The 26,830-nt window shown below is 69.8% G+C and carries 19 protein-coding genes; 9 read left to right on the plus strand and 10 right to left on the minus strand.

What is annotated here, in order from left to right; translation table 11 throughout:
- Positions 1–11: 11 nt before the first annotated feature.
- Both Q0Z83_RS04425 and Q0Z83_RS04430 read right to left on the minus strand, forming a co-directional pair.
- Positions 12–2,696 carry a DUF7824 domain-containing protein gene (locus Q0Z83_RS04425; RefSeq protein ID WP_317792488.1) on the minus strand — a complete coding sequence of 895 codons (2,685 nt, stop codon included), beginning with the start codon at positions 2,694–2,696 and terminating at the stop codon, positions 12–14.
- Complete coding sequence (locus Q0Z83_RS04430; RefSeq protein ID WP_317792489.1) at positions 2,693–4,024, minus strand: SWIM zinc finger family protein; 1,332 nt, start codon at positions 4,022–4,024, stop codon at positions 2,693–2,695. The genes Q0Z83_RS04425 and Q0Z83_RS04430 overlap by 4 nt, the downstream gene beginning before the upstream one ends.
- Positions 4,025–4,248: 224 nt before the next feature.
- Between Q0Z83_RS04430 and pgi the strand changes: the two genes are divergently transcribed.
- The 6 genes from pgi (at position 4,249) to Q0Z83_RS04460 (ending at position 11,870) form a co-directional block, all read left to right on the plus strand.
- Entirely contained in the window at positions 4,249–5,880 is a 1,632-nt protein-coding gene (gene pgi / locus Q0Z83_RS04435; protein WP_317792490.1) for a glucose-6-phosphate isomerase, read from the plus strand.
- Positions 5,881–5,899: 19 nt separating this feature from the next.
- On the plus strand, positions 5,900–6,967 hold the full coding sequence (locus Q0Z83_RS04440) for a winged helix DNA-binding domain-containing protein (RefSeq protein ID WP_317792491.1): 1,068 nt from the start codon (positions 5,900–5,902) through the stop codon (positions 6,965–6,967).
- A gap of 201 nt (positions 6,968–7,168) precedes the next feature.
- Positions 7,169–8,095 carry a metal-dependent hydrolase gene (locus Q0Z83_RS04445; protein WP_317792492.1) on the plus strand — a complete coding sequence of 309 codons (927 nt, stop codon included), beginning with the start codon at positions 7,169–7,171 and terminating at the stop codon, positions 8,093–8,095.
- A complete protein-coding gene (locus Q0Z83_RS04450; protein ID WP_317792493.1) occupies positions 8,092–9,096 on the plus strand; it encodes a hypothetical protein in 1,005 nt (334 codons plus the stop codon). The genes Q0Z83_RS04445 and Q0Z83_RS04450 overlap by 4 nt, the downstream gene beginning before the upstream one ends.
- A 153-nt stretch (positions 9,097–9,249) precedes the next feature.
- Positions 9,250–11,025, plus strand: coding sequence for a rhamnogalacturonan lyase (locus Q0Z83_RS04455; RefSeq protein WP_317792494.1), 1,776 nt, complete (start codon positions 9,250–9,252; stop codon positions 11,023–11,025).
- Positions 11,026–11,084: 59 nt separating this feature from the next.
- On the plus strand, positions 11,085–11,870 hold the full coding sequence (locus Q0Z83_RS04460) for an HD domain-containing protein (protein WP_317792495.1): 786 nt from the start codon (positions 11,085–11,087) through the stop codon (positions 11,868–11,870).
- Between the two features lie 41 nt (positions 11,871–11,911).
- Here the strand turns inward: Q0Z83_RS04460 and Q0Z83_RS04465 are convergent, their stop codons facing one another.
- The 5 genes from Q0Z83_RS04465 to Q0Z83_RS04485 all read right to left on the minus strand — a co-directional run bounded on the left by Q0Z83_RS04465 (position 11,912) and on the right by Q0Z83_RS04485 (position 17,451).
- Entirely contained in the window at positions 11,912–12,487 is a 576-nt protein-coding gene (locus tag Q0Z83_RS04465) for a GNAT family N-acetyltransferase (protein WP_317792496.1), read from the minus strand.
- Between the two features lie 27 nt (positions 12,488–12,514).
- On the minus strand, positions 12,515–14,374 hold the full coding sequence (locus Q0Z83_RS04470; RefSeq protein WP_317792497.1) for a glycoside hydrolase family 5 protein: 1,860 nt from the start codon (positions 14,372–14,374) through the stop codon (positions 12,515–12,517).
- 107 nt (positions 14,375–14,481) lie between these two features.
- Complete coding sequence (locus Q0Z83_RS04475) at positions 14,482–15,939, minus strand: GGDEF domain-containing protein (protein ID WP_317792498.1); 1,458 nt, start codon at positions 15,937–15,939, stop codon at positions 14,482–14,484.
- A gap of 81 nt (positions 15,940–16,020) precedes the next feature.
- The gene (locus tag Q0Z83_RS04480; RefSeq protein ID WP_317797029.1) at positions 16,021–16,719 is read right to left on the minus strand and encodes a pectate lyase family protein; all 699 of its coding nucleotides are present in this window, start codon (positions 16,717–16,719) and stop codon (positions 16,021–16,023) included.
- 3 nt (positions 16,720–16,722) lie between these two features.
- A complete protein-coding gene (locus tag Q0Z83_RS04485) occupies positions 16,723–17,451 on the minus strand; it encodes an RICIN domain-containing protein (RefSeq protein WP_317792499.1) in 729 nt (242 codons plus the stop codon).
- A gap of 162 nt (positions 17,452–17,613) precedes the next feature.
- Between Q0Z83_RS04485 and Q0Z83_RS04490 the strand changes: the two genes are divergently transcribed.
- Positions 17,614–18,930, plus strand: a complete 1,317-nt coding sequence (locus Q0Z83_RS04490) for a carbohydrate-binding protein (RefSeq protein WP_317792500.1) — start codon at positions 17,614–17,616, stop codon at positions 18,928–18,930.
- Between the two features lie 124 nt (positions 18,931–19,054).
- Positions 19,055–20,209, plus strand: coding sequence for a dienelactone hydrolase family protein (locus tag Q0Z83_RS04495; RefSeq protein ID WP_317792501.1), 1,155 nt, complete (start codon positions 19,055–19,057; stop codon positions 20,207–20,209).
- Here the strand turns inward: Q0Z83_RS04495 and Q0Z83_RS04500 are convergent.
- Entirely contained in the window at positions 20,184–21,386 is a 1,203-nt protein-coding gene (locus Q0Z83_RS04500) for an acyltransferase family protein (RefSeq protein WP_317792502.1), read from the minus strand. The two genes, Q0Z83_RS04495 and Q0Z83_RS04500, sit on opposite strands and share 26 nt — an antisense overlap.
- 26 nt (positions 21,387–21,412) lie before the next feature.
- On the opposite strand from Q0Z83_RS04500, the gene Q0Z83_RS04505 reads away from it, so the two are divergent.
- Entirely contained in the window at positions 21,413–22,441 is a 1,029-nt protein-coding gene (locus tag Q0Z83_RS04505) for an alpha/beta hydrolase (RefSeq protein ID WP_317792503.1), read from the plus strand.
- On the opposite strand, the gene Q0Z83_RS04510 is transcribed toward Q0Z83_RS04505, so the two are convergent.
- Both Q0Z83_RS04510 and Q0Z83_RS04515 read right to left on the minus strand, forming a co-directional pair.
- Positions 22,432–23,181, minus strand: a complete 750-nt coding sequence (locus Q0Z83_RS04510) for a nucleoside-diphosphate kinase (RefSeq protein ID WP_317792504.1) — start codon at positions 23,179–23,181, stop codon at positions 22,432–22,434. The two genes, Q0Z83_RS04505 and Q0Z83_RS04510, sit on opposite strands and share 10 nt — an antisense overlap.
- A 66-nt stretch (positions 23,182–23,247) precedes the next feature.
- A complete protein-coding gene (locus tag Q0Z83_RS04515; RefSeq protein WP_317792505.1) occupies positions 23,248–26,730 on the minus strand; it encodes an ATP-binding cassette domain-containing protein in 3,483 nt (1,160 codons plus the stop codon).
- Positions 26,731–26,830 lie beyond the last annotated feature (100 nt).

The following is a 26,830-nucleotide window of genomic DNA, read 5'->3' on the forward strand; positions in this document are numbered from 1 at the left end:
AAGCGTCCGGGTCAGGTGGTGAGGGCCGACTGCAGGCGCTTCGCCTCCTGGGTCAGACGGGACGAGCCTGGTCGGGCCGCCGCCTCGGCCAAACCGGGGATCTCGGCCCGGGCGCTGATCGCCACGGCGACCTGGGTGGCGTGCTCCAGCAGGTCGGGGGCGGCCCGATGCCCGGCGGCGAGCAACGGTGGCAGGGCTGCCGTCAGCAGTTCCCAGATCGCGGCGGATGCGCCGGAACGGTGGGCGTCGGTCAGGGCGGGCAGCGCCCGGTTGAGTTTCACCGAACCGTCCGACGCCAGGTCGGCCAGCGCCGCGCCGACCGCCCCGGCGAACGGCTCGGTGCCCGCCGCCAGCACCAGGAACGCGTCGACGGCGGCGGCGCGGTCGGCCTCCTGTTTGGCGCCGAACGTATAGGCCGTCCCGTAGGCCAGGGCCGGGCCGACCGGGCCGGTGCACTCGGCGAGCAGCGGCAGCAACCGGCCGTTGCCGCGCTGGTCCTGGTCGGCCAGGGCGGCCAGCTCGCCGATCGCCCAGGCCGCGGTCACCTCCCGATGGTGTGGCAGCACCATGGCCGGCACACCCGGACGGTCCTCGAACCGGTCCGGCGCCCACACCGGGTGCTTCGGCGGATCGAGGGTGAGCAGCTGCCGTTCCAGGCGTAGCCCGCCGTCACGGGAGGGACGTAGTGTCGCCGCCATCCGCCGCGGGATGTCGAGGCCCCACACGAAACCGTGCTGATTTCTCGCGGGCCTCTGCACGAACAGCTCGCTGACCGGATCGGGCAGGCCACCACCGGCCAGCCACTGGGCGAACTGCCGCCCGGCCGGCGACGTCAGTGCCGCCGCCCGTGCGGTCACCTCAGTGGACACCGGCCCCCGGGGCAGCCGCAGCAACGCCTGCTCCAGGTCGAACGACCACGGCTGCCAGCCCTCGGCCTCGGCCCGGGTCAGCCGGTCCAGCAGGACCTCCGGGTCGAGACTGCCGTTCACGTGGGTGGGTGTGGCCACCAGCATCGGCATCATCGAACCGTTCAGGTGCACCGCGATCTCGGCGACCCGCAGCGCCAGCACCCCGTCGGGACCGTCCGACAGGTCCGAGCCGGTGCCGCCCCGACGCCCCTCCTGCCAGGCGATACGCACCGCGCTGTACAGCCGCTGGTGGGTGTCGTGATCGCGGGGCAGACCGGTCGCCGCGGTCATCGCGGCGCCGAGGCAGGCCAGGGCCGCACCCTGGTTCCACGAGTACTCGGCCAGGTCACCCGAGTAACGGTCGAGCACCGGCGGCAGGACCGCGGCCAGCTCGTCGCGCCGGCCGTCGGCGTGCAGGGCGACGAGTGCGGCCAGCACCTGCTCCCATCGGATCCCGGTCTCCTCGTGCACCAGGACCGAGATCTCCTCGGCCAGCTCGGCCGCGCCGGCGATCGGCGCGGGCATCGGGGCCGGTCCCGCATACGGCGGCAGCTCGGGCGCGACCTCGGCGAGGACGGTCGTGCCGAAGACGGCGGCGGCTCGAGCCGGCAGGTCACCGGCCAGCACGGTGGACGCGTCGGCGATCCGGGCGAGACTGTCCGTGGGCAGGGCGGCCAGGTGCTTGGTGATCAGGTCGAGGGCGCGCTCCTGAATGTCGAGGGCCGGGTGCCCGAACGCGGCCGCGATCGTCTCGAACACCTCACCGGCCCGCTCCGGCTCCCGCTTCGCCGCTTTCTCCAGGGCGGAGATCTGCGCCTTGACCAGCGTCTTCTCCTTGCGGAGCAGGGCCGGCACACTGGTCTCCAGCAGAGTGTCCAGATCGAGGCGGCCGGTGTCGTCGAGAGCACGCAGAGCGCGCTGCGCGACGGTGGCGATCGGGCCCGGCCCCTCGGCCAGTAGCCGCGCGTAGTCGAGGGCGTGGGCGGCGATCTCGTCGACCGTCGGCGCCAGCTCGTCGTGCAGCAGCACGAACGGCCGCAACGCGTTCGGTTTGTCGCCGCGGGCCAGCCGGTCCATGATCGCGGCCAGGATCGTCTTGCGCTCCAGTCGGCCCTCCGCGACCAGGGCGGCGACCGCGTCGTGGAATCGGATCCCCGACTTGGGCAGTGCCGACCCGGCACCCCAGGTGGCGTTGTAGATGTCGGCGCCCATGCCGTCGATCTCGAACACCCCGGGCAGGAGCAGATCGAGATGGGGATCGTCGCGCAGCCGCATGCTCAACGGCGGTATCCGCTGGCCCCGCGGCCGGATCAGCCGGGTCAGCCACCCCCGCACCACACCCTCGGTGACCGGCGGTTGCGCCCCACCGGCCTGGAGCACCTGTGCGATGAACGCCCACTCGTCGCCGGTCCACACGTCACGGACCGGCAGCCGGGCACACAGTCGCTCACCCAGGTCGCCCAGCCAGTCGAGTCGCCGGGCCTCGGCGATCTGCCGGAACCGGGCGAACTGGATCTGCGGCCACGAGTCGCGCAGCTGCCGCCGCAGGAACATCGGCGCCGCGCGGGCCGCGCTCGGCGCCGTCCCGAGAACGGCGAGCGCGTAGCTCGGCCCCGGGTCGACGTGCGCACGCCAGCGCAGCTCCGGGTCGGCGCCCTTGACCCCGGCCTCGACCGTCTTGGCGAACGCCAGCCGCTCGGCCTCGGTCGCCTCCAGGATCAGCCGCGCCACACCGGGCTGGTCACCGCTGCGGGCCCGTCTGTCGACGGTCTCCCAGTCCAGGCTCATGCCAGGACCTCCTCGGCGTCCTCGGCGGGCACGCCGGCCTGCACCATGCGCACGGCGAGGGCGTGCTTGCACGGCCCGCGCTCACCACGGTGTTTGGCCCACCACGGGCAGGTGCAGGAGGTCGCGTCGCGGACGTGATACGTCTCGTCGCCGCTGCGCACCACCGACACCTCCGGCCCGCTGGTCACCGCACCGGCCGTGACCAGGGCGCGGGCACCGGCGAGCCGCGGGTTCATCCGCTCCACCACGTCGGCCGAGTAGGGCAGCGTGCGGTGGAAGTAGCCGGCCTCGGCCACGTCGTAGCCGACCCGCCCGGCCGTGCCGAGCTGGGTCAGCGCGTCACGCACCCGGCCCGAATCCAGCCCGGAGGCGGTGGCCAGCGCGTCCACGTCGATCGTCGGATCCCACGACAGCAGGGCGCTGACCAGGTCGGCGTCATCGGTGACCTCGTCGCCGGCCAGGGCGTCGAGGACGGCGCCCTCACCGGAGAACCCCCGGTAGGGCTCCGGTGAGAGGGTCAGCGAGAGGCGGAGCGACGGCATGCTCAGCTCCCAGGTGGAAGCCACCGGGCCACTGCCCGCGACGACCGCGGGGCCGTAGACGCGCAGCGCAGTCGCGTACCGAAGGAAGGGTTTGAGAGCCGCCAGCCGCCCGGCGCCCGGCAGGCACACCGCGCCCGGCACCGGCCGGGATGTGAAGCGCAGCGAACGCCCGGCCGGAACCGCCCACAGAATCGACTTGTCCGTGGTGGGGAGCCGGTTGAGCAGGATGCGGGCCTCGGCGACGCCGATCTCGGCCCGCGGGTCGAAGCGGGCGGTGAGCACCTGAGCCTCGGCGAAGCCGCGCAGCCAGCGCGACGGCAGCGGCACCTTCTTCTCCACGAGCCTGCCGTCGAAGGTGGTGACGGTCAGGTCGTCGGGCCCGACCGCGACGTGCATCGGATCGGCCCGGCCGACCCGGGTCAGCGCCCGCTGCAGCGGCACGTTGACGTCGACGTTCGTGGTGCCGTGCGCGACGATGTCGCCGTCGAGCCCCGCGGGCAGCACGTCCATCCGGGCGTAGACGCCGCAGCAGCCGGAGAACGACTCGAAGCGCAGCCGGTCGGAGCCGGCGGTGACCACCGGATCGAGACTGGCCGGTGGGAGCGGCCGGAAATATCGGGTCCGGGCCACCTCGGCCACGGCTAAGAGGCCGGTGGCCGCGGCGCCCGGGTCGGTGAGGAAGCCGGTGTAGAAGCGGGGATGCGCCGCCGGACCGCCTGAGGTCTGGAGGGTGAGGCCGTCGTCGAGGGCCGACGAGCCGAGGTACGAGTACGCCGCGGAAACCATGCGCAGAACCTAGAGGCGGGGTACGACATTTTCGACCGACCGTCCGGATCCGAGGTTTCGACGACCGTCCGGTTCAGGTGAGTGAGAAGAAGGACACCGAGGCCGCATCGGGTGGTCGGGAGGACTAACCTCGCGGACAGGACACGACAGTGCGGCCGGTTCGCGGGTGCCGGACCGTGGATCGTGCCACGATTTGGGCGTCGTCCAGGTTCGGAGTGGGAGAGATGAGCGAACACGTTTCCGACAGCACCGAGTGGCAGACCCTTCAGGGGCTGGCCGAGAAATTCGCCGCGGTGCACCTGCGTGACCTGTTCGGCAGCGACCCGCAGCGGGGCGAGCGCTACGCCGCCGAGGTCGCCGGCCTCTATGTGGACTACAGCAAGAACCTGGTCACCGACGAGGTGCTGAGCGCCCTGTTCGCGCTGGCGCAGCGGGCGAGGCTGAGCGAGAAGATCACCGGCATGTTCTCCGGTGAGCACATCAACATCACCGAGGACCGTGCCGTCCTGCACACCGCGCTGCGCCTGCCGCGTGACGCGTCGCTCGTCGTCGACGGGCAGGACGTGGTCGCCGACGTGCACGAGGTCCTCGACAAGATGGGCGCCTTCGCCGACAAGGTGCGCTCGGGAGAGTGGAAGGGCCACACCGGCGAGCACATCAAGACCGTCGTCAACATCGGTATCGGCGGCTCCGACCTGGGCCCGGTGATGGCCTATGAGGCGCTGAAGGACTTCACCCAGCGCGACATCGAGTGCCGCTTCATCTCGAACATCGACCCCACCGACCTGTTCGAGAAGACGCACGACCTCGACCCGGCCACCACCCTGTTCATCGTGGTGTCCAAGACCTTCACCACCCAGGAGACGCTGACCAACGCCAAGGAGGCCCGCGCCTGGCTGCTGGAGGGTCTCGGTGGTGACGCGGCCGCGGTCGCCAAGCACTTCGTCGCGGTCAGCACCAACGCGTCCAAGGTCGCCGACTTCGGCATCGACACGGCCAACATGTTCGGTTTCTGGGACTGGGTGGGCGGCCGCTACTCGCTGCCGTCGGCTGTCGGCCTCTCCGTCATGATCGCGATCGGTAAGGAGCGGTTCGCCGAGATGCTCTCCGGCTACCACGCCGTCGACGAGCATTTCCGCAGCACTCCGGTCGAGCGCAACGTGCCGGCCCTGCTCGGCCTGATCAACGTCTGGTATGACACGTTCCTCGGCGCCCAGTCGCACGCCGTCCTGCCCTACGCGCAGTATCTGCACCGGTTCGCCGCCTACCTGCAGCAGCTCACCATGGAGAGCAACGGCAAGTCGGTGCGCCTGTCCGGCGAGCCGGCCACCTTCCAGACCGGTGAGGTCTTCTGGGGCGAGCCCGGCACCAACGGCCAGCACGCCTTCTACCAGCTGATCCACCAGGGCACCAAGCTGATCCCGGCCGACTTCATCGGTTTCAGCGTGCCCAACCACGACATCGGCGAGATGCACGACCTGTTCATGTCCAACTTCCTGGCCCAGACCGGCGCGCTCGCCTTCGGCCGCACGCTGGAGCAGGTCGAGGCCGAGGGCACCGACCCGAAGATCGCGCCGCACCGGGTCATGCAGGGCAACCACCCGACCACCACGATCCTCGCCGAGCGGCTCGACCCCGCCACGTTCGGGCAGCTGGTGGCCCTCTACGAGCACATCACGTTCACCCAGGGCGTGATCTGGGAGATCAACTCGTTCGATCAGTGGGGTGTGGAGCTCGGCAAGGTGATGGCCAACCAGCTCGCGCCGAAACTGACGTCCCGGGAGACCCCGGCCGACGACGGTGACTCGTCGACCAACGCGCTGATCAAGCGGTACCGGTCACAGCGCGGCCGCTGAAATCTCTAGGCTCAGGGCCGTGGACACGAACACGGCCCTGAGCCTCCGGATGACCAGCCTGCTCCTCGGTGCTCAGACCCGGCCGGACGTGCTCGGCATCGTCGAGTGGTTCGGCGCCATGCAGGCACAAGACCTCAACAGCGTGCTCTGGTCGCTCGGTGCCCGGCTGCCCGGGTCGACGCTGCCCGAGGTGGTCGCCGCCACCGAGCGCGGCGACGTGGTGCGCACCTGGCCGATGCGCGGCACGGTCCACCTGATCCCGTCCGCCGACGCTCACTGGATGTTGGAGCTGGCGGGCGTCCGCAGTCTCAGTGGCGTGGCGAAACGGTGGGAGTTCCTGGGGCTCGACGAGAAGACCGCGCACCAGGCGATGGATGTTCTGGGCGCGGCGGTCGCGTCCGGCGGCGGCCGGCTGACCCGTTCCGAGTGCCTGGCCGCGTTGACCGACAGCGGCATCTCGGTCGAGGGCCAGCGCGGTTACCACCTGCTCTGGTATGTGAGTCAGCGCGGCGTGACGGCGATCGCGCCCAACCGGGGCAGCGAGCAGACGTTCGTTCTGCTCGACGAGTGGGCGACCGCGCGCAACAGCCCGTCCCGTGAGGAGGGCCTGGCCGTCTTCGCGAAGCGGTATTTCCGCTCGCACGGTCCGACGACGGTGAAGGACTTCTCCGGCTGGACCGGTTTGACCATCACCGACTGCCGCAAGGGTGTGGCGGCGGCCGGTCTCACGGCGGTCGACGTCGACGGCGTCGAGATGTGGGTCGACCCGGAGGTCCTGGATGCCGGTCCGGTGACCGGGTGGTGGGCACTGCCCGGCTTCGACGAGTACATGCTGGGTTACAAGGACCGCTCGATGATGGCCACCAAGGAGCAGATCGCCAAGATCATCCCGGGTGGCAACGGTATCTTCCAGTCCACTCTGGTCCGCGACGGCCGGGTGATGGCCACCTGGAAACGAACCCTGGGCAAGAAGGCGGTGACGGTGACCGTCCAGCCGCTGGCCGACTTCGACCTGGCCGAGGCCGTCCCGGCGCTGGAGCCGTTCGCCGCTTTCGTGGGCCTTCCGCTGGCCGTCAAATCCCTCTGAAAGTCGATCAGTCACCACCACCCCCGTCCGTCGGCGTCTGAGATCGAGGTCGGCGGGCGAGGGGTGCGCTAGGCGTAGGGATCGCGGTCGCCGCCGCGTACCGCGGCGGCGACCCCGCCAGGACGTAGATCCGGCCGCTACGGTGGACACGAATATAGAACGTGTTCTAGTTTTGAGGGCCCGGTGTCTGCGAGGTGTGCGATGACGGATCTGCCCATCCGACGGATCGACTTCCGCCTGGACGAGAGCATTCCGTTTCAGTGGCTGCCCAGCCATCCGAAGTTCGGGCTCATGTGCAACGCGATCAGCATCATCGCCGTGGCGTTCGAGAAGTTCATCGTGGCCTCGACCAGGAAGGCGATCCCGCTGATCACCGACCCGGCGGCGGCCGAGGAGGCCGAGTCGTTCCTGCGGCAGGAGGCCCAGCACGCCAAGAATCACCGGCGGCACGTGGCGGTGCTCGTCGCGAAGTACCCGGGCCTGCAGGAGGTCGTCGACGAGGCCGTCGCCAGCTATGACGAACTCCTGCGCACCCGCCCGCTGGAGTGGCAACTGGCGTACACCGCGGATCTGGAGGCGACCTTCACGCCCCTCTTCAAGATCATGCTGGATCACGAGGACGTCCTGTTCCGCCCGGGCGACGAGCGGGTGGCCTCGCTGTTCCTGTGGCATTTCTGCGAGGAGGTGGAGCACCGCAGTTCGGCACTCGTCGTCTTCGACGCGGTCGTGCACAACCGCTGGTACCGCAGCCGCGTCACCAAGGCCACCTTCAGCCATGTCATGACCGTCTACCGCAACATCCTGCGCGGCTTCGACAGGCATGTGCCGGAGGCCGACCGCCGCGCCGAGTACCGCAACATCTCCCCCGACGGTGTTCGCCGCGAGGAGGCCCTCACTCGGCTCCCGCTCGCCGGTGGCCTGCGGAAACGCCTCGGCATCGCACCGCCGTCACCGTTCGCGCCGGCCGGCAACGCCGAGATGACGGCCCTCGTCTACCGCCTGCTGCGCTCCCAGGTCCCGCACCATCGACCCGCGAACGAGCCGCTCCCGGCCTTCGCCGCCGGCTGGTTCGAGGCCTACGACCGCGGCCTCGACCTCAGCCTCTACTACTCCGCGACCGCGAAGTGAAGACCGCCGGCCCGTGCCATCCGGATTTCGCGGCGCTCGCCGACACTCTCGGCCAGATCAACTGCAACACCGCAAACCCCCTGGTCACGGTACGGGACCCGAGTGCGCTTCAAAGCTGGACCCAGCCGGTGCTGGAACTGGTCGTGCTGGCCGGCGCGATAGCCGCCCTGAGCCACGCGATCCGTTGGTGGCGACAGCGCGACGACCCGTCGAACCTTGGACTGTGGCTCGCCACCATCGTCTACGTGCTGATCCTGGAGCCGCCGCTGTACTTCCCGGACCTGTTCGGCCTGGACGAGCAGGTCGGGCTGATCTTCGTACACAACGTCTTCACGGTGCAGTTCCTCTACGACCGGCTGCCGCTGTACATCGTGGCCTTCTACCCCGCGATGACGTACCTCGCCTATGCCCTCGTCCAGCGGACCGGCATCCTGGACCGCCGCAATCCGCTGGTCGGCGCGGCGTGCGTCGCGGTGGTCTTCCATGTCGGCTACGAGATCTTCGACCAGTTGGGGCCGGATCTGCGCTGGTGGGTGTGGAACCCGGCCGCGCCGTCGAACACGCCGATGCTCGGCGCCGCGCCGCTGACCAGTGCCGTCATCTTCGCGGCGGCCGCACCGTTCGGGACCGCGCTGCTGACCCGGCTGCTGCTGGCCGGCCACCCGCTGCGGGCGTGGCGGATCCTCGCCGTGGGGGTGCTGACCCCGCTCGCGATGATGGTGTTCTCGATCCCCACGTTGCCGTTCGGGCCGACCGGGCGGACCGTCGTGCTGTGGCTGGAACTGGTGGTCCTGGTGGTCGTCGCGATCTCGGCACTGCGTCCGGGGGCGGGCACGGACCGGTACGCGCCGGTCGCCGGCACGATCTACCTGCTGGTGATGGCGCTGCTGTGGACGGCGGGAGACGCCCCGCCGATCGTGATCGTCTACGCGCTGGGGTGGACCGTGGTCCTGCTGGCGCTGTCCCGGCGAGCCCTTGCAGGCATTGGTCGGCGTCTATAGCATGCAGAGCGTAGTGAAAGCTTTCAACCGTGGCTGACCTGCCATGATCCCCGCATGTGCCGGTCGCCTGACAGAAAGGCGGCTACGCGTCACCGGCTGCGCCGAATAATCGCGCCGGCATCCCCGTACCCCCGAAAAAGGTTTGGATCCCCCATGTTCAAACTGCTCACCGGTGTCGCCGCGGTGGTAACCGCCGTGACACTGGCCGTACCCGGCGTGCCCGCCAGTGTCCAGGCCGCCGCCCCCACCGAGAACCGTGCGCTGATCAGCCTCCGCGCCGGCGGCGGCAACTTCCTCTCGTGGCGTCTTCTCGACACCGACCCGGCCGGCGTCACCTTCGACGTCTACCGCGACGGCGCCCGGATCGCCACCGCCACCGACACCAACTTCACCGACGCCGGCGCCCCGGTCGGCGCCACCTACACCGTCCGGCCCACCGGCGTCTCGACCCTGGCCGCGGCCGCCCCGGTCACCGCGCTCGCCGCCGCCTACCAGGACGTTCCCATCCAGATCCCGGCCGGTGGCACCACCCCGGACGGCGTCGCCTACACCTACAGCGCCAACGACGCCTCGGTCGGCGACCTCGACGGCGACGGCTCCTACGAGATCGTCCTCAAATGGGACCCGTCCAACGCCAAGGACAACTCGCAGTCCGGCTACACCGGGCCGGTCTACATCGACGCGTACAAGCTGAACGGCACCCGCCTCTGGCGGATCAACCTGGGTAGGAACATCCGGGCCGGTGCCCACTACACCCAGTTCCAGGTCTTCGACTACGACGGCGACGGCAAGGCCGAGGTCGCCATGAAGACCGCCGACGGTACGGTCGACGGCGGCGGAACGGTGATCGGCAGTTCCAGTGCCGACTACCGCAACTCCTCCGGCTACATCCTGACCGGCCCCGAGTTCCTGACCGTCTTCAACGGGCAGACCGGGCGGGCCATGGCCACCGCCGACTACGTGCCGGCCCGCGGCACCGTCTCGTCCTGGGGTGACAGCTACGGCAACCGCGTCGACCGGTTCCTCGCCGGCACCGCCTACGTCACCGGGTCCTACCCGAGCATCATCATGGCCCGCGGCTACTACACCCGCTCGGTGATCGTGGCCTGGGACTTCCGCAACGGCGCGCTGACCCGCCGCTGGACCTTCGACAGCAACTCGTCGACGAACGGCTCGGCCTGGGCCGGCCAGGGCAACCATCAGCTCTCCATCGCCGACGTCGACAGCGACGGCAAGGACGAGATCATGTACGGGGCGATGGCCGTCGACGACAACGGGTACGGACTGTGGACCAACGGGCAGGGGCACGGGGACGCGTACCACGTCGGTGATCTGATCCCCAGCCGTGCCGGTCTCGAAGTCTTCAAGGTCGACGAGAGCACCACCAAACTCGCCGCCTGGATGGCCGACGCCCGTACCGGATCGATCATCTGGTCCAACGCGTCCTGCGGCTGCGACAACGGCCGCGGTGTCTCCGCCGACGTCTACGCGGGCAGCCCCGGCGCCGAATCGTGGTCGTCCGCCGTCTCCGGCATCTACAACACGTCCGGGCAGAACATCGGCCGCAAACCGTCGAGTGCCAACTTCGTCATCTGGTGGGACGGCGACGCCCAGCGGGAACTGCTCGACGGAACGCACATCGACAAGTACGGGACCAGCGCCGACACCCGCCTGCTGACCGCGGACGGCGTGCACTCCAACAACGGCACCAAGGCCACGCCGTCGGTGCAGGCCGACATCCTCGGGGACTGGCGGGAGGAGGTCATCTGGCCCACCACCGGTAACAACGCCCTGCGGATCTACTCCACCACCGACGCCACGAGCATCTCCCGGCCGTCGTTGATGCAGGACCGGATGTACCGCGAGGCGGTGGCCTGGCAGAACACCGCCTACAACCAGCCGCCGCACCCCAGCTTCGCGATCGGCTGAGCCCGCTGTCCGGATGGCGCACGGGCCGTCGGCTCGTGCGCCATCTCTACACTCGACCCATGGGTTACACAATCGGTGACCTGATGGCCACCCTCAGTGAATCTGGTCGGCATGGCGACGTTCTTCCGGTCTGGAACGCCTACGAGGTCGCCAAACGCGCTCATGGTCGGCAACGCCGGCGCAACGGTGATCCCTACATCAGCCACCCGGTCGCGGTCGCCGGAATCGTTGCCGGTCACGGCGGTAACCGTTCCGCTGTCTGTGCGGCGCTGCTGCACGATGTCATCGAGGACACGCGCGTCACGTCGGGCCGGCTGCATGCCGAGTTCGGACCCGACGTCGCGAACCTGGTGGAGGATCTGACTCTCGACGTCGTGCGGACCACTCCATCGGACAGGTCCGGTGCAGCGCTTGTCGCGGTCGCCGACCGGCTGCACAATCTGCGGACCATTCGACCGCTACCGCCTGCCAAGCGCCGGGAGAAGTCCCTGGACACGCTGGTCTTCCACGTTCCGCTGGCCCATCGGTTGCAGGCCCCGGAGATCGCCGCAGAGCTGACCGCCCTCGCCTGTGCGGCTCTGGACAGCCTGGACAGCCCGGGAGTCCGGGAGCGCCGCCGCCGGATGACACAGGCCTTGCGCCGGGCCGATCCGCGCTCGGCGGCCGAGGTCGTCGCGGCCTTCGGCGGTGGAGCCGCCCTGATCAGTAGCGGCCTGATCCCGGAGTGGGCCCTCGTCTCCGGCGGCGCCGGGGCCCTGGCCCTGCTGACCGCCGCACTGTTCAGCCGGGACCCGCGCGCCGCCGAACGTCTGGCCGCCCTGCTCCGATCCCGCCACCCGGACTGATCCTCGGGGTCGGCGCCGTGCCCTCGCCGGGAGATTCGGCTTCACGCACTCCGGTCGGCGGCATCCTCAGCGAGTAGGGCGTACACCGCCACGTCGCGGAAACCGTCGGGGAACCGGATCGCGCCGCGCAGGATGCCCTCGAGGGTGAAACCGAGCCGTTCGGCCAAATGCCGACTGCGGTCGTTCGTCGTCAGGGTCCGCATCTCGACCCGGTGCAGGCCGAGTTCGCCGAACGCATGACCGAGCACCGCGCCGACCGCCCGCCGAACCAGCCCGCGCCCCTCGACGTCGGCGTCGATCCAGAAACCCAGCTCGGCGCTTCCCGCGGCACCGTCGATGGTCAGAGTGGTGGCGCCGACCAGACGGTGGCCGTCCCCGGCGGTCATGCCGATGGCCAGCGGAAGGCGGGTGCCGGCGAGCCAGTCCTGCCCGGAACGTTCCAGCCCGGCGAGTGTGGACTCCGGCGTGGGATCCATCCGAGTCGGCGACCAGACCGCAAGACGGGCCTGGTTGGCGACGAACAATTCGTGGTACGCCGAGGCGATGGCCGCCGTCCGCGGAATCAGAACGATGCCGTCCCCGATGTTCCAGACGAACCGGACGCTGACCGTCGACATGCAGCGGATCGTAGACCAGTGGTCGTCCTAGGGCAGACGACGACAGAGAATCGCATCCGGGGTACGGGAGGAGAAGATCCGTCCGGTCCAGGCGATCCCGGCCATGTACTCGTCGTCGCCGCACTGGCCCTTGTAGTGGCCACTCGCGAACTCGCCACCGGGGGCGCCGGACGGGCGGTTGTCGCCGCGGTCGAACCACACGGTCCGGCCCGCGTCGGTGGCCGCCGTGATCGCGGTGGCGCACAGGGCACTCGACACCGCCGCGCCCCGCACCGAGTAGCCGACCAGCACCGATGTGGCCGGGCACTGGAACTTGGTGTAGCCGGACGCCCAGTCCCGGGACACGTACCGTTCGTCCTTCACCACCTGGTAGGAGCTCCAGCCGAGGGCGCGGGTGAAGTCGGTGCACAGGCCCCGGTTACCGGTGTGGCTCAGGCCGATCAGTCGCCGGCCGTCCGGGCAGGCGGCTTTCCGGGCGCCACTGTCCCAGTCGGGTTGGGCGCGCATCGTGGCGGACGCGATGAAGTCGCCGTTGTCCGGGCTCAGCATGCTCCGGGACGGGACCGGGGCCACGTACCCCTGCCGGGAAGTCGCGGTGACCAGCCGCTGCCAGGCGCCGGACCGCCAATCCGGACCGTCGAGGACGCCTGATCGCCGCCCCGCGGCGTCGAAGAACAGCAGGCCCCACTCGTTGCCGCTCTCCGCCCAGCCGACCGTCGGCCAGTAGGCGAAATCGGCGTCCGCGCTGATCAGGATGTTCACGAAGTTCTCGAACCAGGCGCGCTGCCTACTGCCGTCGGCGGCGTTGGCGTCGACGCCGAACTCGCTGATCCAGACCGGCGCGGTGAAGTGGCTGCCCGGCTCGGCGGCGACGAACAGCGCGTCCCGGTGGACGACGGCGGCCAGGTCGGCCGGGCTCAGGTCGCGGTAGCGCGGGTCGGTGGTCTCGCCGGTCCCGGTCGCGCCACTGTGGTTGGGGCCGGTGTAGTCGTAGAAATGCGCTGAATAGACCAGCTTGCCGGATCGAATCAGGGTGTGGGACAGGGTTCGGGCCGGACGCAGGGTGGGCCGCTCGTGCGCGAAACCGTCGACCGGGATGCCGGTCCAGTTGATGCCCTCAACGATGATCAGCAGGTTCGGGTTGGCCTCGGCGAGGATCCGGTCGCCGGTGCGCTGCGAGGCGGCGAACCAGTCGTGGGCGTTGCCCCAGCCCCAGTTCGGGTCGTCCAGGATCGTGCGGCGCACCTCGTTGTACAGGTCGGCGCCGATCACCCGCGGGTTGTCCCGGTAGCGGCGGGCCATGAACAGCCAGTCGTCCTCCCACTGCTGGACGCTCTGCGAGGTGTTCCAGCGCTCGTTGCCGTCGACGGCACAGCACCAACGGGTGGTGTTGGTGTGGTTGTTGAGGATGACACCGATTCCGGCGCCGGTGAGTTCGGTGACCACCCGGTCGTACACCTGAAGGGGTGTCGATCCGCGCAGTTGCGGGTTGGCGGCCACGGCGGAGTCGGCGACCGGCACGGAGTCGCGGACCATCTCGTTGGAGAACGGCAGCCGCACACTGTTCAGCCCCAGATCCCGGAACCCGGCGACGATCGTGGCGAGCGGCGCCCGATCGAGCCCGAGCGGAATCCGTCCGGAGTTCTCGCCGGCGTGATGGTTGGCGTTGTCGGCGGTGTCGCCGCTGCCGTTCCAGGTGCCGCTGGCGCCATGCCAGTTCCCGGACTTCAGCTTGAACCGCTGCCCGTCCGCGTCGACGATCCACCGCCCACGGGTCGACAGCGGCCCGCTCCACTGCGGTTCCGCGGTCGGCGCGGCGGTCGCGGGCGTGGCGGTCGTGCCCGGCAGCAGTGCGGCCAGGAGCAGGGGAACCAGAAACAGACGCACAGCGACCACCAACCTTCGTCGACGAGTCCCGTGGGTCACATTGAAGAGCATCAGCGCCCTTCAGGGAACACGCCTAACAAAGAAAGACGAATAACTTTCAGAATCGTCTAGTCGGTGACCTTGGCCCTCTTCTTGACGTCGTACATCGCCACGTCGGCGCGATGCAGCAGTTCGTCGATCGACACGTCGGTGTCGGGATGGGCGAACGCCACCCCGATGCTGGCGCTGGGCTGGACCACGGTGGCGCCGACGGTGATCGGTTCGGCCATCGCGGCCCGGATCCGTTGCACCACCGCCTGGGCATGATCGGGTTCGGTCAGATTCGACAGGACGACGGCGAACTCGTCGCCGCCGAGCCGGACCACCAGATCCGAGCCGAGGACACAGCCGCGCAGCAGCCGGGCGAACCCGATCAGTAACTGGTCACCGGCCCGGTGCCCGAACTCGTCGTTGATCTGCTTGAACCCGTTCATGTCGATGACCAGCACGGCGACGAGCGTGTGATTGCGATGCGCGCGGGCCAGTGTCCGCGGTAGCGCCTCATACATCTGCACCCGGTTGGCCAGCCCGGTCAACTGATCAGTGACGGCCATCCGGCGGTTCTCCCGGGCGGCGACCATCTGCCTGCCGAAGACGAGGGTGGAGACCATGAAGGCGCCGGCGATCAACCCGCTGGCGGGGTACGGGTGCTCCCGCCCGACCGTGATCATGAGGAGCACGTACCCCGGAATGGCGGTGAGATAGGGCCACCTCGGCGGCCCGGTGGATCCGGCCGCGCCCGGCGACGCCGGGTGCCGGGATCGCCACACCTGCAGGTACGGCGCGAGCATCAACATGAAGAGCCCGCCCACCCAGAACATCGTCTGGTCCGGTGACGGCCACAGCGAACCGCCGTGGTTCACCACGTAGGCACGGCGCATGTCGCCGGCCAGGATGAGGATGATCGCGGCGACCACGGTGGTCAGCGGCAGCCGGGCCGCCGCCACCTCGGTGCCCTGCAGCAGCACCACACCGACCCCGAACAGCAGTGCCGCGTCCAGCAGTGGCCGGGCGATGCTCGGCGTCAACTCCCGCCAGGTCGCGTCGGCCGCACCGGCCAGGGCCGGGCTCACCACCAGGAACCACAGGACCATCCCCGAGCCGACCGCCACCACCCCGGCGTCCAACCAGAGCTTGATCCGCTCGGTCCGGGCCGCGGGCAGTCGGGTGAACGCCAGGATCCCGGCCAGCGTGACCGGTGCGATCAGCAGCTGGCCGACTTCCGGCAGACTGGGGAACGGCTGACCCGGGAACATCCCGTAGAGAAGCACGTCGACCAGCCACAGGCCGTATGTCGGAAGCATCCACCGCCAGGCCCGCCGGATCCGTGGCGGCAGATCCGGCAGGCGGCTCGCCCAGGCCGCGAAGATCAGCCCGAACGCGCTGAACAGCATCTCGGACCCGCCGACCACGGTCATGTAGGTGGAGGTGCCGGCTCGGCTCAGGGCGGGGATGGCGATCACCGCCGTAGCACCGAGCACGACCAGGGCCAGAAGCCCGGCAGTGCCCCACCAACGCCGCACCATGTCGTTCTGCTCGGCAGGAGTAGGCCGGAACTTAGCGGGTACGGGCCCGGCCGGGGGATACCCCCGGCCGGGCCCACATCGCTACATGCTGATGTCGGCCTGCGGTCCGGCCTTGGCCTTGACCAGGGCCGGCACGTTCGCCGCCGGGTCGAGGGCGTACGAGTAGAAACTGCTCGGAGTGAACGCCGAACCCGACGTCTCCTGCCGCCCGGTGCACCCGGTCAGCACACTGCCGGTCTGCCGTAGCTGCGCCCCGGTCGCGGTGTCCGGGTAGTACGGGTTGTTGACCTTCTCGAAGTAGCTGTTCTCGATCACCATCTTCGTGGCGCCGCGCGCGTAGTTGCCGTACGACGTGACGTTCTGCAGGTAGTTGTTGTACAGGTGGGCGTACGCCAGGTTGTCGGCACTGGGGTTTCGCTGGTTGCTGTTGTAGATCCAGTTGTGGTGGATGGTCATCCGGGCCACCACGTTCTCGGTCCACCCGATGCCGAACGTCTTGTTGTGGTCGCCGAGGACGTTCCAGGACACCGTCACGTAGTCGGTGTCCTTGCGGCTGTCGATGTAACCGTCGTTGATGTTGGTGAACCGGTTGTGGTCGATCCACACGTGGTCGGCGGTGTCCATCTGGATGCCGTCGTAGTCGAAGTCCTTGTCGTCCGGGTCGTCCGAGGCCATCGCGGTGTCACCGATGGTCAGGTTGCGGATGATGACGTTGCGGACCCCGGCGCCGAGGAAGAACCCGCCGTTCTTGATCCGGCCGGTGGTGCCGAGCCCGACGATCGTCTAGTTCGAGGTCACCGGGATCTCGTAGCCGTACGTCGGGACCGTGATCGTGCCGTTGACCTTCACCACGTAGGCCGCGCTCGCCGTCGCGTATTTCAGCAGGTCGGCGTAGGAGCTGACGGTGACCGTGGTGCCGCCCGCCCCGCCCGTGGTGCCCTGGGCGAAGCCGTCGGCCGTGTTCGACCAGCCGGCGCTGCCGGAGACCTGGTTGAACGACCACTGCATGCGGGCGATGTCCGAGCACGCCTCCTGCACGATCGGGTTGTTGCCGGCGGTCGAGCCGTCCTTGTCGCTGACACAGAGGCCGTTGACGGCGCTCTTGATCAGGAACTTCCCGGCCGCGGCAGTCGAGGCGGTCAGCGACCACGTCTGGTTGGCGCCGGCGCCGCACGTCCACTGCCACAGCTGGGTTCCGGTGGTCGTGGACGAGTAGGGAACGTCGGCGCACTTCCCGCTGTTGGCGTTGACCAGGCCGAACGCGCCGTTCTGGGCGACTGCCCGGAACTGCTGGTCACCGGCGGCGGTGTTGCAGGCGATCTGCACCAGCAGCGCGCCGTTGCCGGTGCCGGCCCCGGTCACGTCGATGCATTTGCCGCTGGCACCGGAGGCGATGGTGTAGATCCCGCCGTCGACGGGGGTGGTGGCCGCTTCGGACGGCCCGATGGACAGGGCGACGATGGCGATCGGTACCGCGAGCAGTACCGCGGGGCCGAGGAGCCGCTTCTTCATGGAGCGCACTTTCCTTGGGGATAGGGGACGGTCGATGGGTAGATGCGCGGCCCCGGTCGCGGATTACCGGAATTTACTGTTAAGAAGCCTTGATATTTACGTATGTGAACTCCAGGATGTGGTCACACAGGTCACACCGGCCGTACACGTCGAGGAGTTCGCATGCGGGTTCGCCACAAGATGCTGGCCCTGATCGCCGGGGTGGGGGTGGTGCTGGGTTCGGCCGTCGCCTTCGCCACGACCGGTAACGCGGCCGTGGCCTGCTCCTCGACGGTCTGGGCGGAAGGCGTCAGCTACACCGCCGGCCAGCAGGTCACCTACCAGTCCACCCTCTACCAGGCCCTGGTCACGCACACCGCCTGGGCCGGCACCGGCTGGAACCCGGCCGCGACCCCGACCCTGTGGAAGAGCCTCGGCGCCTGCACCGGCGGCACCAACCCGTCACCCTCGCCGTCGTCGTCCTCCCCGTCGTCCTCCCCGAGTCCCTCGACCAGCCCTTCGACCAGCCCCAGCCCGAGCAACCCGACGGGGTGCGGGGTCAAGGGCCGCCCGGCCGGCAAGGTGCTCCAGGGCTACTGGGAGAACTGGGACGGCGCTTCCAACGGCGTGCACCCCGGCATGGGCTGGATTCCGATCAACGACAGCCGGATCACCCAGCACGGCTACAACGTGCTGATGGCCGCCTTCCCGGTGATCCGCTCGGACGGCACGGTGCTCTGGGAGAACGGTATGGACGCCGGTGTCAAGGTGCCCACCGCCGCCGAGATCTGCGCCGCCAAGGCCCAGGGCGCGACCATCCTGATGTCCATCGGCGGCGCGACCGCCGGTGTCGACCTCAGCTCCAGCGCCGTCGCCGACAGGTTCGTGGCGACCATCGTGCCGATTCTGAAGGCCTACAACTTCGACGGCATCGACATCGACATCGAGACCGGCCTCACCGGCAGCGGCAACATCAACACCCTGTCGACCTCGCAGGCCAACCTGATCCGCATCATCGACGGTGTCCTCGCGGCCATGCCGTCCAACTTCGGACTCACCATGGCGCCGGAGACCGCCTACGTCACCGGCGGCTCGGTCACCTACGGCTCGATCTGGGGCTCCTACCTGCCGATCATCAAGAAGTACCTGGACAACGGCCGGCTCTGGTGGCTGAACATGCAGTACTACAACGGCAGCATGTACGGCTGCTCCGGCGACTCGTACGGCGCCGGCACCGTCCAGGGCTTCACCGTGCAGACCCAGTGCCTCAACAACGGCCTGACCATCCAGGGCACCACCATCCGGATCCCGTACGACAAGCAGGTCCCCGGTCTGCCCGCGCAGGTCGGTGCCGGCGGCGGTTACATGACGCCGGCCCTGGTCACCCAGGCGGTCAACAGCGTCCCCGGAATCAAGGGCCTGATGACCTGGTCGATCAACTGGGACGGTTCGAAGAACTGGACCTTCGGCGACAACGTCAAGGCCCTCCAGGGTCGCTGACCGGGTCACTGATCCACTAGCCGGATTGCCGCTCGCCCGGACCGTCACCGGGGCGAGCGGCAATCTGTTGACATGCGGGAAAGGGCTTTCTAGCGTCGGGATTCCATCGACGAAACGGAATCCCATGAAGCGCCGTTCGCTGATCTCCCTACCCGCCGCCGCCCTCGCCGCGCCCCACCTGACCGACGCCCTCGCCGCCGCCGGCTTCGAAGGCCCGTCGGTGGTCACCGGGAATCTCCCGGTCTTCCACGAGCGCCTCAAGGACGAACTCACCTTCCCGCTGGCCTGGCCGAACTCCCGCGAACACGACTTCCGCAGCTGGCGACGCCGGGCGCGGCACCAGTTCGAGAGCCTGCTCTGCCAACCCGCCGACCGCACCCCGTTCGAGCCGGAGACCATCGACGAGCAGGCCGGACCCGGATACCGCCGCCGTCAGATCGTCTTCAACGTCACCCGGCACAGCCGCGTCCGCGCCACCATGCTGCTGCCCGACGGCCCCGGACCGTTCCCGGCCGCGCTGCTGTTCCACGATCACGGCGCCAAATTCGACATCGGCAAAGAAAAACTCATCCAGCCGTGGTACGACGAAACGCGTCTCGTCTCCGCGCGGGCCTGGGCGGACCGTTACTTCAGCGGCCGGTTCGTCGGTGACCAGCTCGCCGCCCGCGGGTACGCGGTCCTGGCCGTCGACGCGCTCGGCTGGGGCGACCGGGGCGGCCTCACCTACGACAACCAGCAGGCCCTGGCGAGCAACCTGTTCAACCTGGGCTCGTCACCGGCCGGACTGATGGCCCGCGAGGACGCCCGCACCGCCGCCTTCCTGGCCACCCGGCCCGAGATCGACCCGCACCGGATCGCCGCCGTCGGCTTCTCGATGGGCGGATACCGGGCGTGGCAGGTGGCCGCCCTCTCCGACCACATCGCCGCGACCGTCTCGGCCTGCTGGATGACCGGCCTGAAGGAGATGATGGTGCCCGGCAACAACACGCTGCGCGGCCAGTCCGCGTTCTACATGCTGCACCCGGGCCTCTACCGGCACCTCGACATCCCGGACGTGGCCACCATCGCCGCACCCCGCCCGATGTTCGTGATGGGCGGTGAACTCGACCCCCTGTTCACCGCCGAGGGCACCGCCGTCGCCTACGCCAAACTGGCCCGAGTCTGGTCCGACCAGCACGCCGGCCACCGCTTGCGCACCAAGACCTGGCCCGGCCTGGGCCACATCTACACCGCCGAGATGCAGGACGAGTCCTTCACCTGGCTGGACCACCACCTGTAGCCACGCCCGTGCCGCGATCTCGTGAGGTTCGGGTGGTGGCCGAGGTGGGGTGCTTGTCGGGGCGGCGTGTACCCAGCCGCTGGCCGGGAAGCTCGATGTACCGGTGGGTGAGCCAGGAGATGGTCAGGACCGCGGTCAGGTAACCGGCCGCCAGCAGTGGATCGGGGACGTTCGAGGTGAGGATCGGGCCGCCGAGTTCGATCAGCACGTAGTGGATCAGGTAGACCGAGTAGCTGATCACGCCGATCCGGGACAGCCAGGCCGGGGTGCGCCGGTGACGTAGGCGCATCCCGGCCGCGAACGCCCCGCCGAAGACCAGCAGCGTCAGCACCGATCGCGTCACGTAACGCGGGGTCAGCGCGTCCAGGGCGACCAGCTCGCCGATCCAGGTGGTCAGCAGCGACGCCGCCACCACCGCGATCACCACGCCGGCCCGCCACCAGGACGTCTGGCCGTGGTCGGCCCGGTACACGACCGTGCCGGTGAACATCACGGCGAGGATCGGCAGGCCGTCGTGGGCGTGCGCCGGGTCCATGTTGAACACCAGCAGGGTCAGCGCCAGCCCGCCGAGCAGCAGACCGCCGGTCACCTCGGCCCAGCGACGGCCGGACACCACCCCGGCCAGCCCGAGCACCAGCACCACCGCGGTCACCACCGGCACCTGGCCGAACCGGAGCGGGACCAGCGGCGCGGTGATCGCACCGGCCAGCGCCAGGAGGACCGGAGGAAGTACGGACCGGGTGGCCCGTACCGTGAAAAGGGTCGTGACGAGAAGGTAGAAGGCCATCTCGAAGGAGAGCGTCCAGAACACCGCGGTGATCAGCGGCACACCGGCCAGGAACGGCAGCATCGTGGCGTGTCCCACCGCCGCGGCGAGCGGTTCGGCCGGTGGGTGCGCCACCACGAGGACCGCGATCACCGCGAGGTAGAGCGGGAACAACCGCCGGATCCGGCTGCGCCAGAACGCCCGCAGATCACCGTGCCGTTCCAGCGAGGCCGGGATGATGTAGCCGCTGACCAGGAAGAACAGCATCACTCCGGCGGTGCCCGCGTGGAGCCACTCGCCGGTCACGGCCCGCAGATCGGTGAAGACGAACCGGGTCAGATGCGCATAGACCACCAGCAGGACGGCTATGGCGCGGAGCCCGTCGAGCCACGCCAACCTGGGTGCGGTCATCGGTGAAACATAGTTGACTCGGGGGCATGTCGATATGGACCAGTGAGCTCGCGGGGACCCTGCATCACGACACGATCGATTCGCAGGCGCTCCGCGGCAACGTTCTCGGTGACCCGCACGAGCGGCCGCTGTGGGTGTACACGCCGCCCGGCTACGAACCCGACGGCACCGACCGGTACCCGGCCATCTACGTCATCCAGGGTTACTCCGGGCAGGTCACCATGTGGGCCAACCGGACACCGTTCCGGCAGCCGTTCGTGGAGACCGCCGACCAGGTGTTCGCGCAGGGCCGGGCGCCCGGCTGCATCCTCGTCTACGTGGACGCGTGGACGGCGTACGGCGGCTCGCAGTTCGTCGACTCGCCCGGCACCGGGAATTATCACACCTACCTCTGCGACGAGGTGGTGCCGTACGTCGACGCCAACTACCGCACGATCGCCGACCGGGAGTCGCGGGCGATCAGTGGCAAGTCGTCCGGCGGGTTCGGGGCGATGATCACCCCGATGCTGCGGCCGGACCTGTTCGGGGCGCTGGCCACCCACGCCGGGGACGCGCTCTACGAATACTGCTACCTCAACGAGTTCGCCAAGGCCACCCGGGCTCTGCGCGACTACGACCATGACATCCACGCGTACTGGAAGGACTTCCAGTCCCGGGTCGCGTTCACCAAGGAGGAGGACATGCTGCTGGTCCTCGTCCTGGGCTGCACGGCGGCGTTCTCGGCCGACCCGGACGGGACACCACGGTTGCCGTTCGACGCGCGGACCGGCGAGATTCTGCCCGAGGTGTGGCAGCGGTGGCTGCACTGGGACCCGATCCGCATGATCGATCGGTACGCCGACGAGGTGCGCTCGCTGCGGGCGGTGTGGATCGACGCCGGAACCCGGGACGAGTGGTTCCTGGACCTGGGCGCGGAGGCGTTCCGGGCCGGGCTGCTCCGGGTCGGGGTGCCCGAGGAGAAGATCGCGTTCGAGCTGTTCCCGGCCAAGCACGGCGGCATCGACTGGCGGTACCCGTTGGCGGTCGAGTGGCTGGCCAAGCGGCTTCAGCGCTGATCGGAGCAGTTGCGGACGCCGTGTTCCCGGAGGATTCGCAGGCAGCGCCGACGGGCGGCCCGGCCGCCGACGGCGACCGGTGTGCCGCCCGACCAGCCGCTGTGCAGGGCCAGGAGGACCGCCCGGGCCGGTTCGACGCCGGGCAGCGCGTGCCACAGCGCGGTGACCGTCGAGTCGAGGGTGTGGTCGCGGTCCGGCCCGAGGATGACCGCCCCGGTCCCGTCGTCGAGCCGATGCGGGCCGGGATCGGCGGGCACCCCCTGGGTCCGCGGCCACAACTCCTCGATCAAGGCGGGCACGTCGAACAGCGGACGGAAGTCCAGGCCCGGCGGGCGCGGCGGGCTGACCGGCGGATCGGCGTTGGGCCGGCCGAGCAGGTGGTCACGCTGCCGGGCCAGCTCGCCGAGCCGTTCGGCCGCGTGGACCACGTTGGCGAACGGCCCGTCGGCGTGCCGGGACCTGATCTCCCGTTTCACCCGGCGGGCCGCCTCGAACGCGTCCGGCCCGCTGACCGGCAGCATCTCGGACGGTCCGGTGGTGAGATAGCGGTCCAGGAAACCGAGGGTCAGGCTGTGCCCGGCGTCGGAGTACTCCGACCAGAGATACCGCACGTCGGCGGGGGAGAGGGCGAGGGGAAGCCGCCCGTCGACGGTCAGCCCGGCCGCTTCGACGGCCCGCTCCACCGCACCGCCCAGCCCGCGTCGGAGGCAGTCCGGTTTGAGGAGGACGAACGCGCGCACGCCGCCAACCGTAGCGTGGTGACGTGCGGCGCAAGCACCACACATCACCACGCGAACCGAGGCCGGTCAGCCGGCCAGGTGGCCCCAGCGGTCGGCCAGTTCGGCCCAGGTGCCCTGGTCCTCGGCGCGGCCGCCGATCAGCACGACCACCCGGTCGGCCTGGGCCAGGGCGGCCCGCTTGGACGTCGAGCCGACCACCGTCACACCGTGCGAACGGAGCGCCTGCCAGAGCGACAGCTCCGTCGTCACGTCCAGCGCGGACGAGACGTCGTCGGCGATCAGCAGCTCGGTACGCGGCGCGAGCGCCCGGGCCAGCGCCAGCCGCTGCAACTGACCGCCGGAGAGCCGGGTGCCCTTGTGGCCGATCAGCAGCTGCAGACCACCACCGGCGGCGGCCAGGTCGTGTTCCAGCTGCGCCACCGACACCGCGTCGGCCGCGTCCACCTCGTGTCCGAGCTGGATGTTGTCGGCCACCGTCCCGGACAGCACCCGCGGTAGCTGGGCCACGTAACCGACCTGGTTCGGCCGCAGGAACACCTCCGGCTCGTCGACCGGGTCACCGTTCCACCGCAGCTCGCCGGTGTGGTGCACGATCCCGGCCAGCGCCCGCAGCAGCGACGACTTGCCGGATCCGACCGGGCCGAGGACCAGCACGAGTTCGCCGCGTTCGACGGTGAGGTCGATGTCGCGTACCCCCAATGCCCCGTTCTCGTGCACCGCGCTGAAGCCGGACAGCTGCAGGGTGCGCAGCGGCTCGCGCGGCGCCGTAGGCGGCGCCGGCGCCGTCCCGGCCGAGATGTCCACACCGGTGACGTCGGCCGAGTACTCCGAGGTGCCGGTCATCGCGGCCGTCCGGTTCGTCCAGACCCGTGCCGACGGGAAGTGCGACACCAGCGACGCCGTGGTCCACGCGAACCACCGGGCCGCGCCGAGCACCGACACCGCGATCAGGGTCGCCGCCGCCGTCAGGTGACCACCCAGGTAGAGCGCCCACACCGCGATCGGCAGCAGACCGCTCGCGATCGACGGTGTGGAGCGGGCCCACACCTGGATCGCGATCTCCCGGCGTTGCAGCTCGCTGCGGGTCTCGTCGAGGTCGCCCAGGTGCCGCAGCACCGGATCGGTCGCTCCGGCCAGTTTCACCGTGCGCACCGCGGACAGCGACGACACCAGCGACGTCGCGAACGCCGCCCGGGCCGCGACGGTCCGGCGGGCCGCCTTCTCCAGCCGCGGTCCGAACAGGGTCGCGGCCAGCCCGGACAGCAGCATCGTCCCGGCGAAGAACAGGCCGGGCACGATCGACTGGGCGAACAGCGTCATCGACACCAGCGCGAAGATCGCCACCGTGTTGTCGATGACGTTGTCGGCCAGCTGCACCACCCGTTCGGTGTCGCCGCCGTGGGCCACCACCTCGGCCGGGGTGTGCTTGCTGACCCGACGCGGGCCGATCTGGCCGTGCAGCAGGCGCAGGCTGATCCGCAGCATCTGCCGGACCCACCACTCCGGGAACCAGGCTCCGGTGAAGTACAGCGACGGGACCAGCGCCAGCAGCGCGACCGCGATACCGAGCGCGGGCAGCATCGGGTTGCCCAGGCCGTCGACCACGTTCGCCCACAGCAGCGGCAGGATCGCTCCGTCGAAGCCGAGCAGCACCAGCAGCAGGAACCAGGCGCAGGCGGCCAGCCCGAACCGCTTGTCGTTGGTGGCCAGTCGCATGATCTCGCGCATCGTGCGGGCGCGCGGAGCCTCCGGCAGGGCCGGTGGCTCCACCGTGGGCAGCGGGTTGGACAGGGCGTCCGGGCCCAGCTCCTCACGCATCCCGGTGTCCCAGTCGTGTTCGGCCACCAGGACCCCGCCGCCGGTGGTCGGAGCCGCCGGAACCGCGAGGTTGCTGCTCGCCATCAGCTCGGCGAACCGCCGCGACTCACGCAGCGGGCCCTGCTCCAGGACCTCACCGTCGGCCAGCACCACGACCTCGTCGCAGCGCTGCACCGACGACAGCCGGTGCGCCACGATCACGCCGATCCGGCCCTCCAGGAGCCGGTCGGTGGCCCGCTGCACCCATGACTCGGTGACCGGGTCCATCCGGGCGGTCGCCTCGTCGAGGATCACCACCTGCGGGTCCCGGACCAGGATCCGGGCGAACGCCACCAGCTGCTCCTGCCCGGCCGACAGCTTGTAGCCGCCCTCACCCAGTCTCGTCTCCAGGCCGTCCGGCAGCCCGGCGACCCAGGAGGTCAGGCCCAGCTCGTCCAGCGCCTGCCCGGCCCGCGGTTGCAGGTCACGGTCGAACAGCGCGATGTTCTCGGCGAGCGTGCCGGCCAGGATCTCGGTGCGCTGCGGGACGATCGCGGTCCGCCGGCGGAGCGCTTCGACACCGATGTCGTTGATGTCGATGCCACCCAGGAAGACCGTGCCGCGTGGCACGTCGACCGCCCGGGTGAGGATCTTCGCCAGAGTGCTCTTGCCGGAGCCGGTCCGGCCGATCAGCGCGTACGAACGGCCGCGTGCGAAGGTCACATTGACCCCGCGCAGGGCCGCCGGGCGACTGCTGTCCGACTCGCCGTAGCGGAAGGTCAGGTCGCGGACCACCAGGTCACCGTCGACCGGGTCGACCCCGTCGACCGGCTCCTGGGGCACCTCGGCCAGCATCCGCACCCGGCCCCAGGCGCCCAGCGCGTTCTGCATCTCCGGCACCATCCGGGTCAGGTGCTCCAGGGTGCCGCCGAAACCGAGCGCCAGCAGCCACACCGCGGTCAGCCGGGCCGCGTCGATGTGGCCGCTCATCAGCGCCCAGGCGCCGGTGACCACCAGGGACGCGATCAGGGTGCGGGTGATGCTGCCGGCGGCCATGGTGACCTTCGCCGACATCCGCCAGACCCGGCGGCCACGGCGCAGGACCTCGGCCGAGCGCAGGGCGTAGAGGCGACGGACGTACGGCGCGGCCAGACTCGTACGCACGTCGTCCTGCCCGTGGATGGCCTCCTCCATCACCGCGGCCAGGTCGGACCAGGCCTCCTCCTCGGCGATGCGGACCGGGCCGATCCGCTGGACCGGTTTGTTCATCACCACGAACAGCAGTGCCGCCACCGCGATCATCGCGAGCGCGGCCGGCCACCAGACGAAGAACGTGGTGACCACCGACAGGGTGGCCACGGCCAGCGACTGGGCCAGCCGTACGCCGCTGCCGCGCAGTTCGGCGCCGACCTGGTAGACGTCGGAGTCGATCCGGTCGAGCAGCTCACCGACCGGGGTGTTCTCCAGGGTGGGGATGTCCTGGCCGAAGGCGACCCGGTTGAGGTCGCGGCGGGTGCGGGCGGCCCAGTCGGCGGTCAGTTTCGCCACCACCAGGCCGACCACCACATCGCTGATCACCGAGGCGACCAGGCCCGCGGCGAGCAGAGTGAACAGTGTGGCCGACCGATCGACCAGCACCGGTCCGGCCAAGGCTAAGGACCCGGCGGAACCGGACGCGCCGATGACTATCAGGAACGCGACGAGCGCGGTGCGACTTCGGCTGGTGGCCCACAGGTCGCGAAGCAGACGCATGAAGAATCCTCAGGGCGCGAAGGGGAAGGCGGTGCAACCATCCTGCTCGGCCCATAGAGCACGGCTCAACGGGTTTATTCCCGACATTCCGCCCGGCGAG

The sequence above is a fragment of the Actinoplanes sichuanensis genome (assembly GCF_033097365.1).
GTDB classification, from domain to species: domain Bacteria; phylum Actinomycetota; class Actinomycetes; order Mycobacteriales; family Micromonosporaceae; genus Actinoplanes; species Actinoplanes sichuanensis.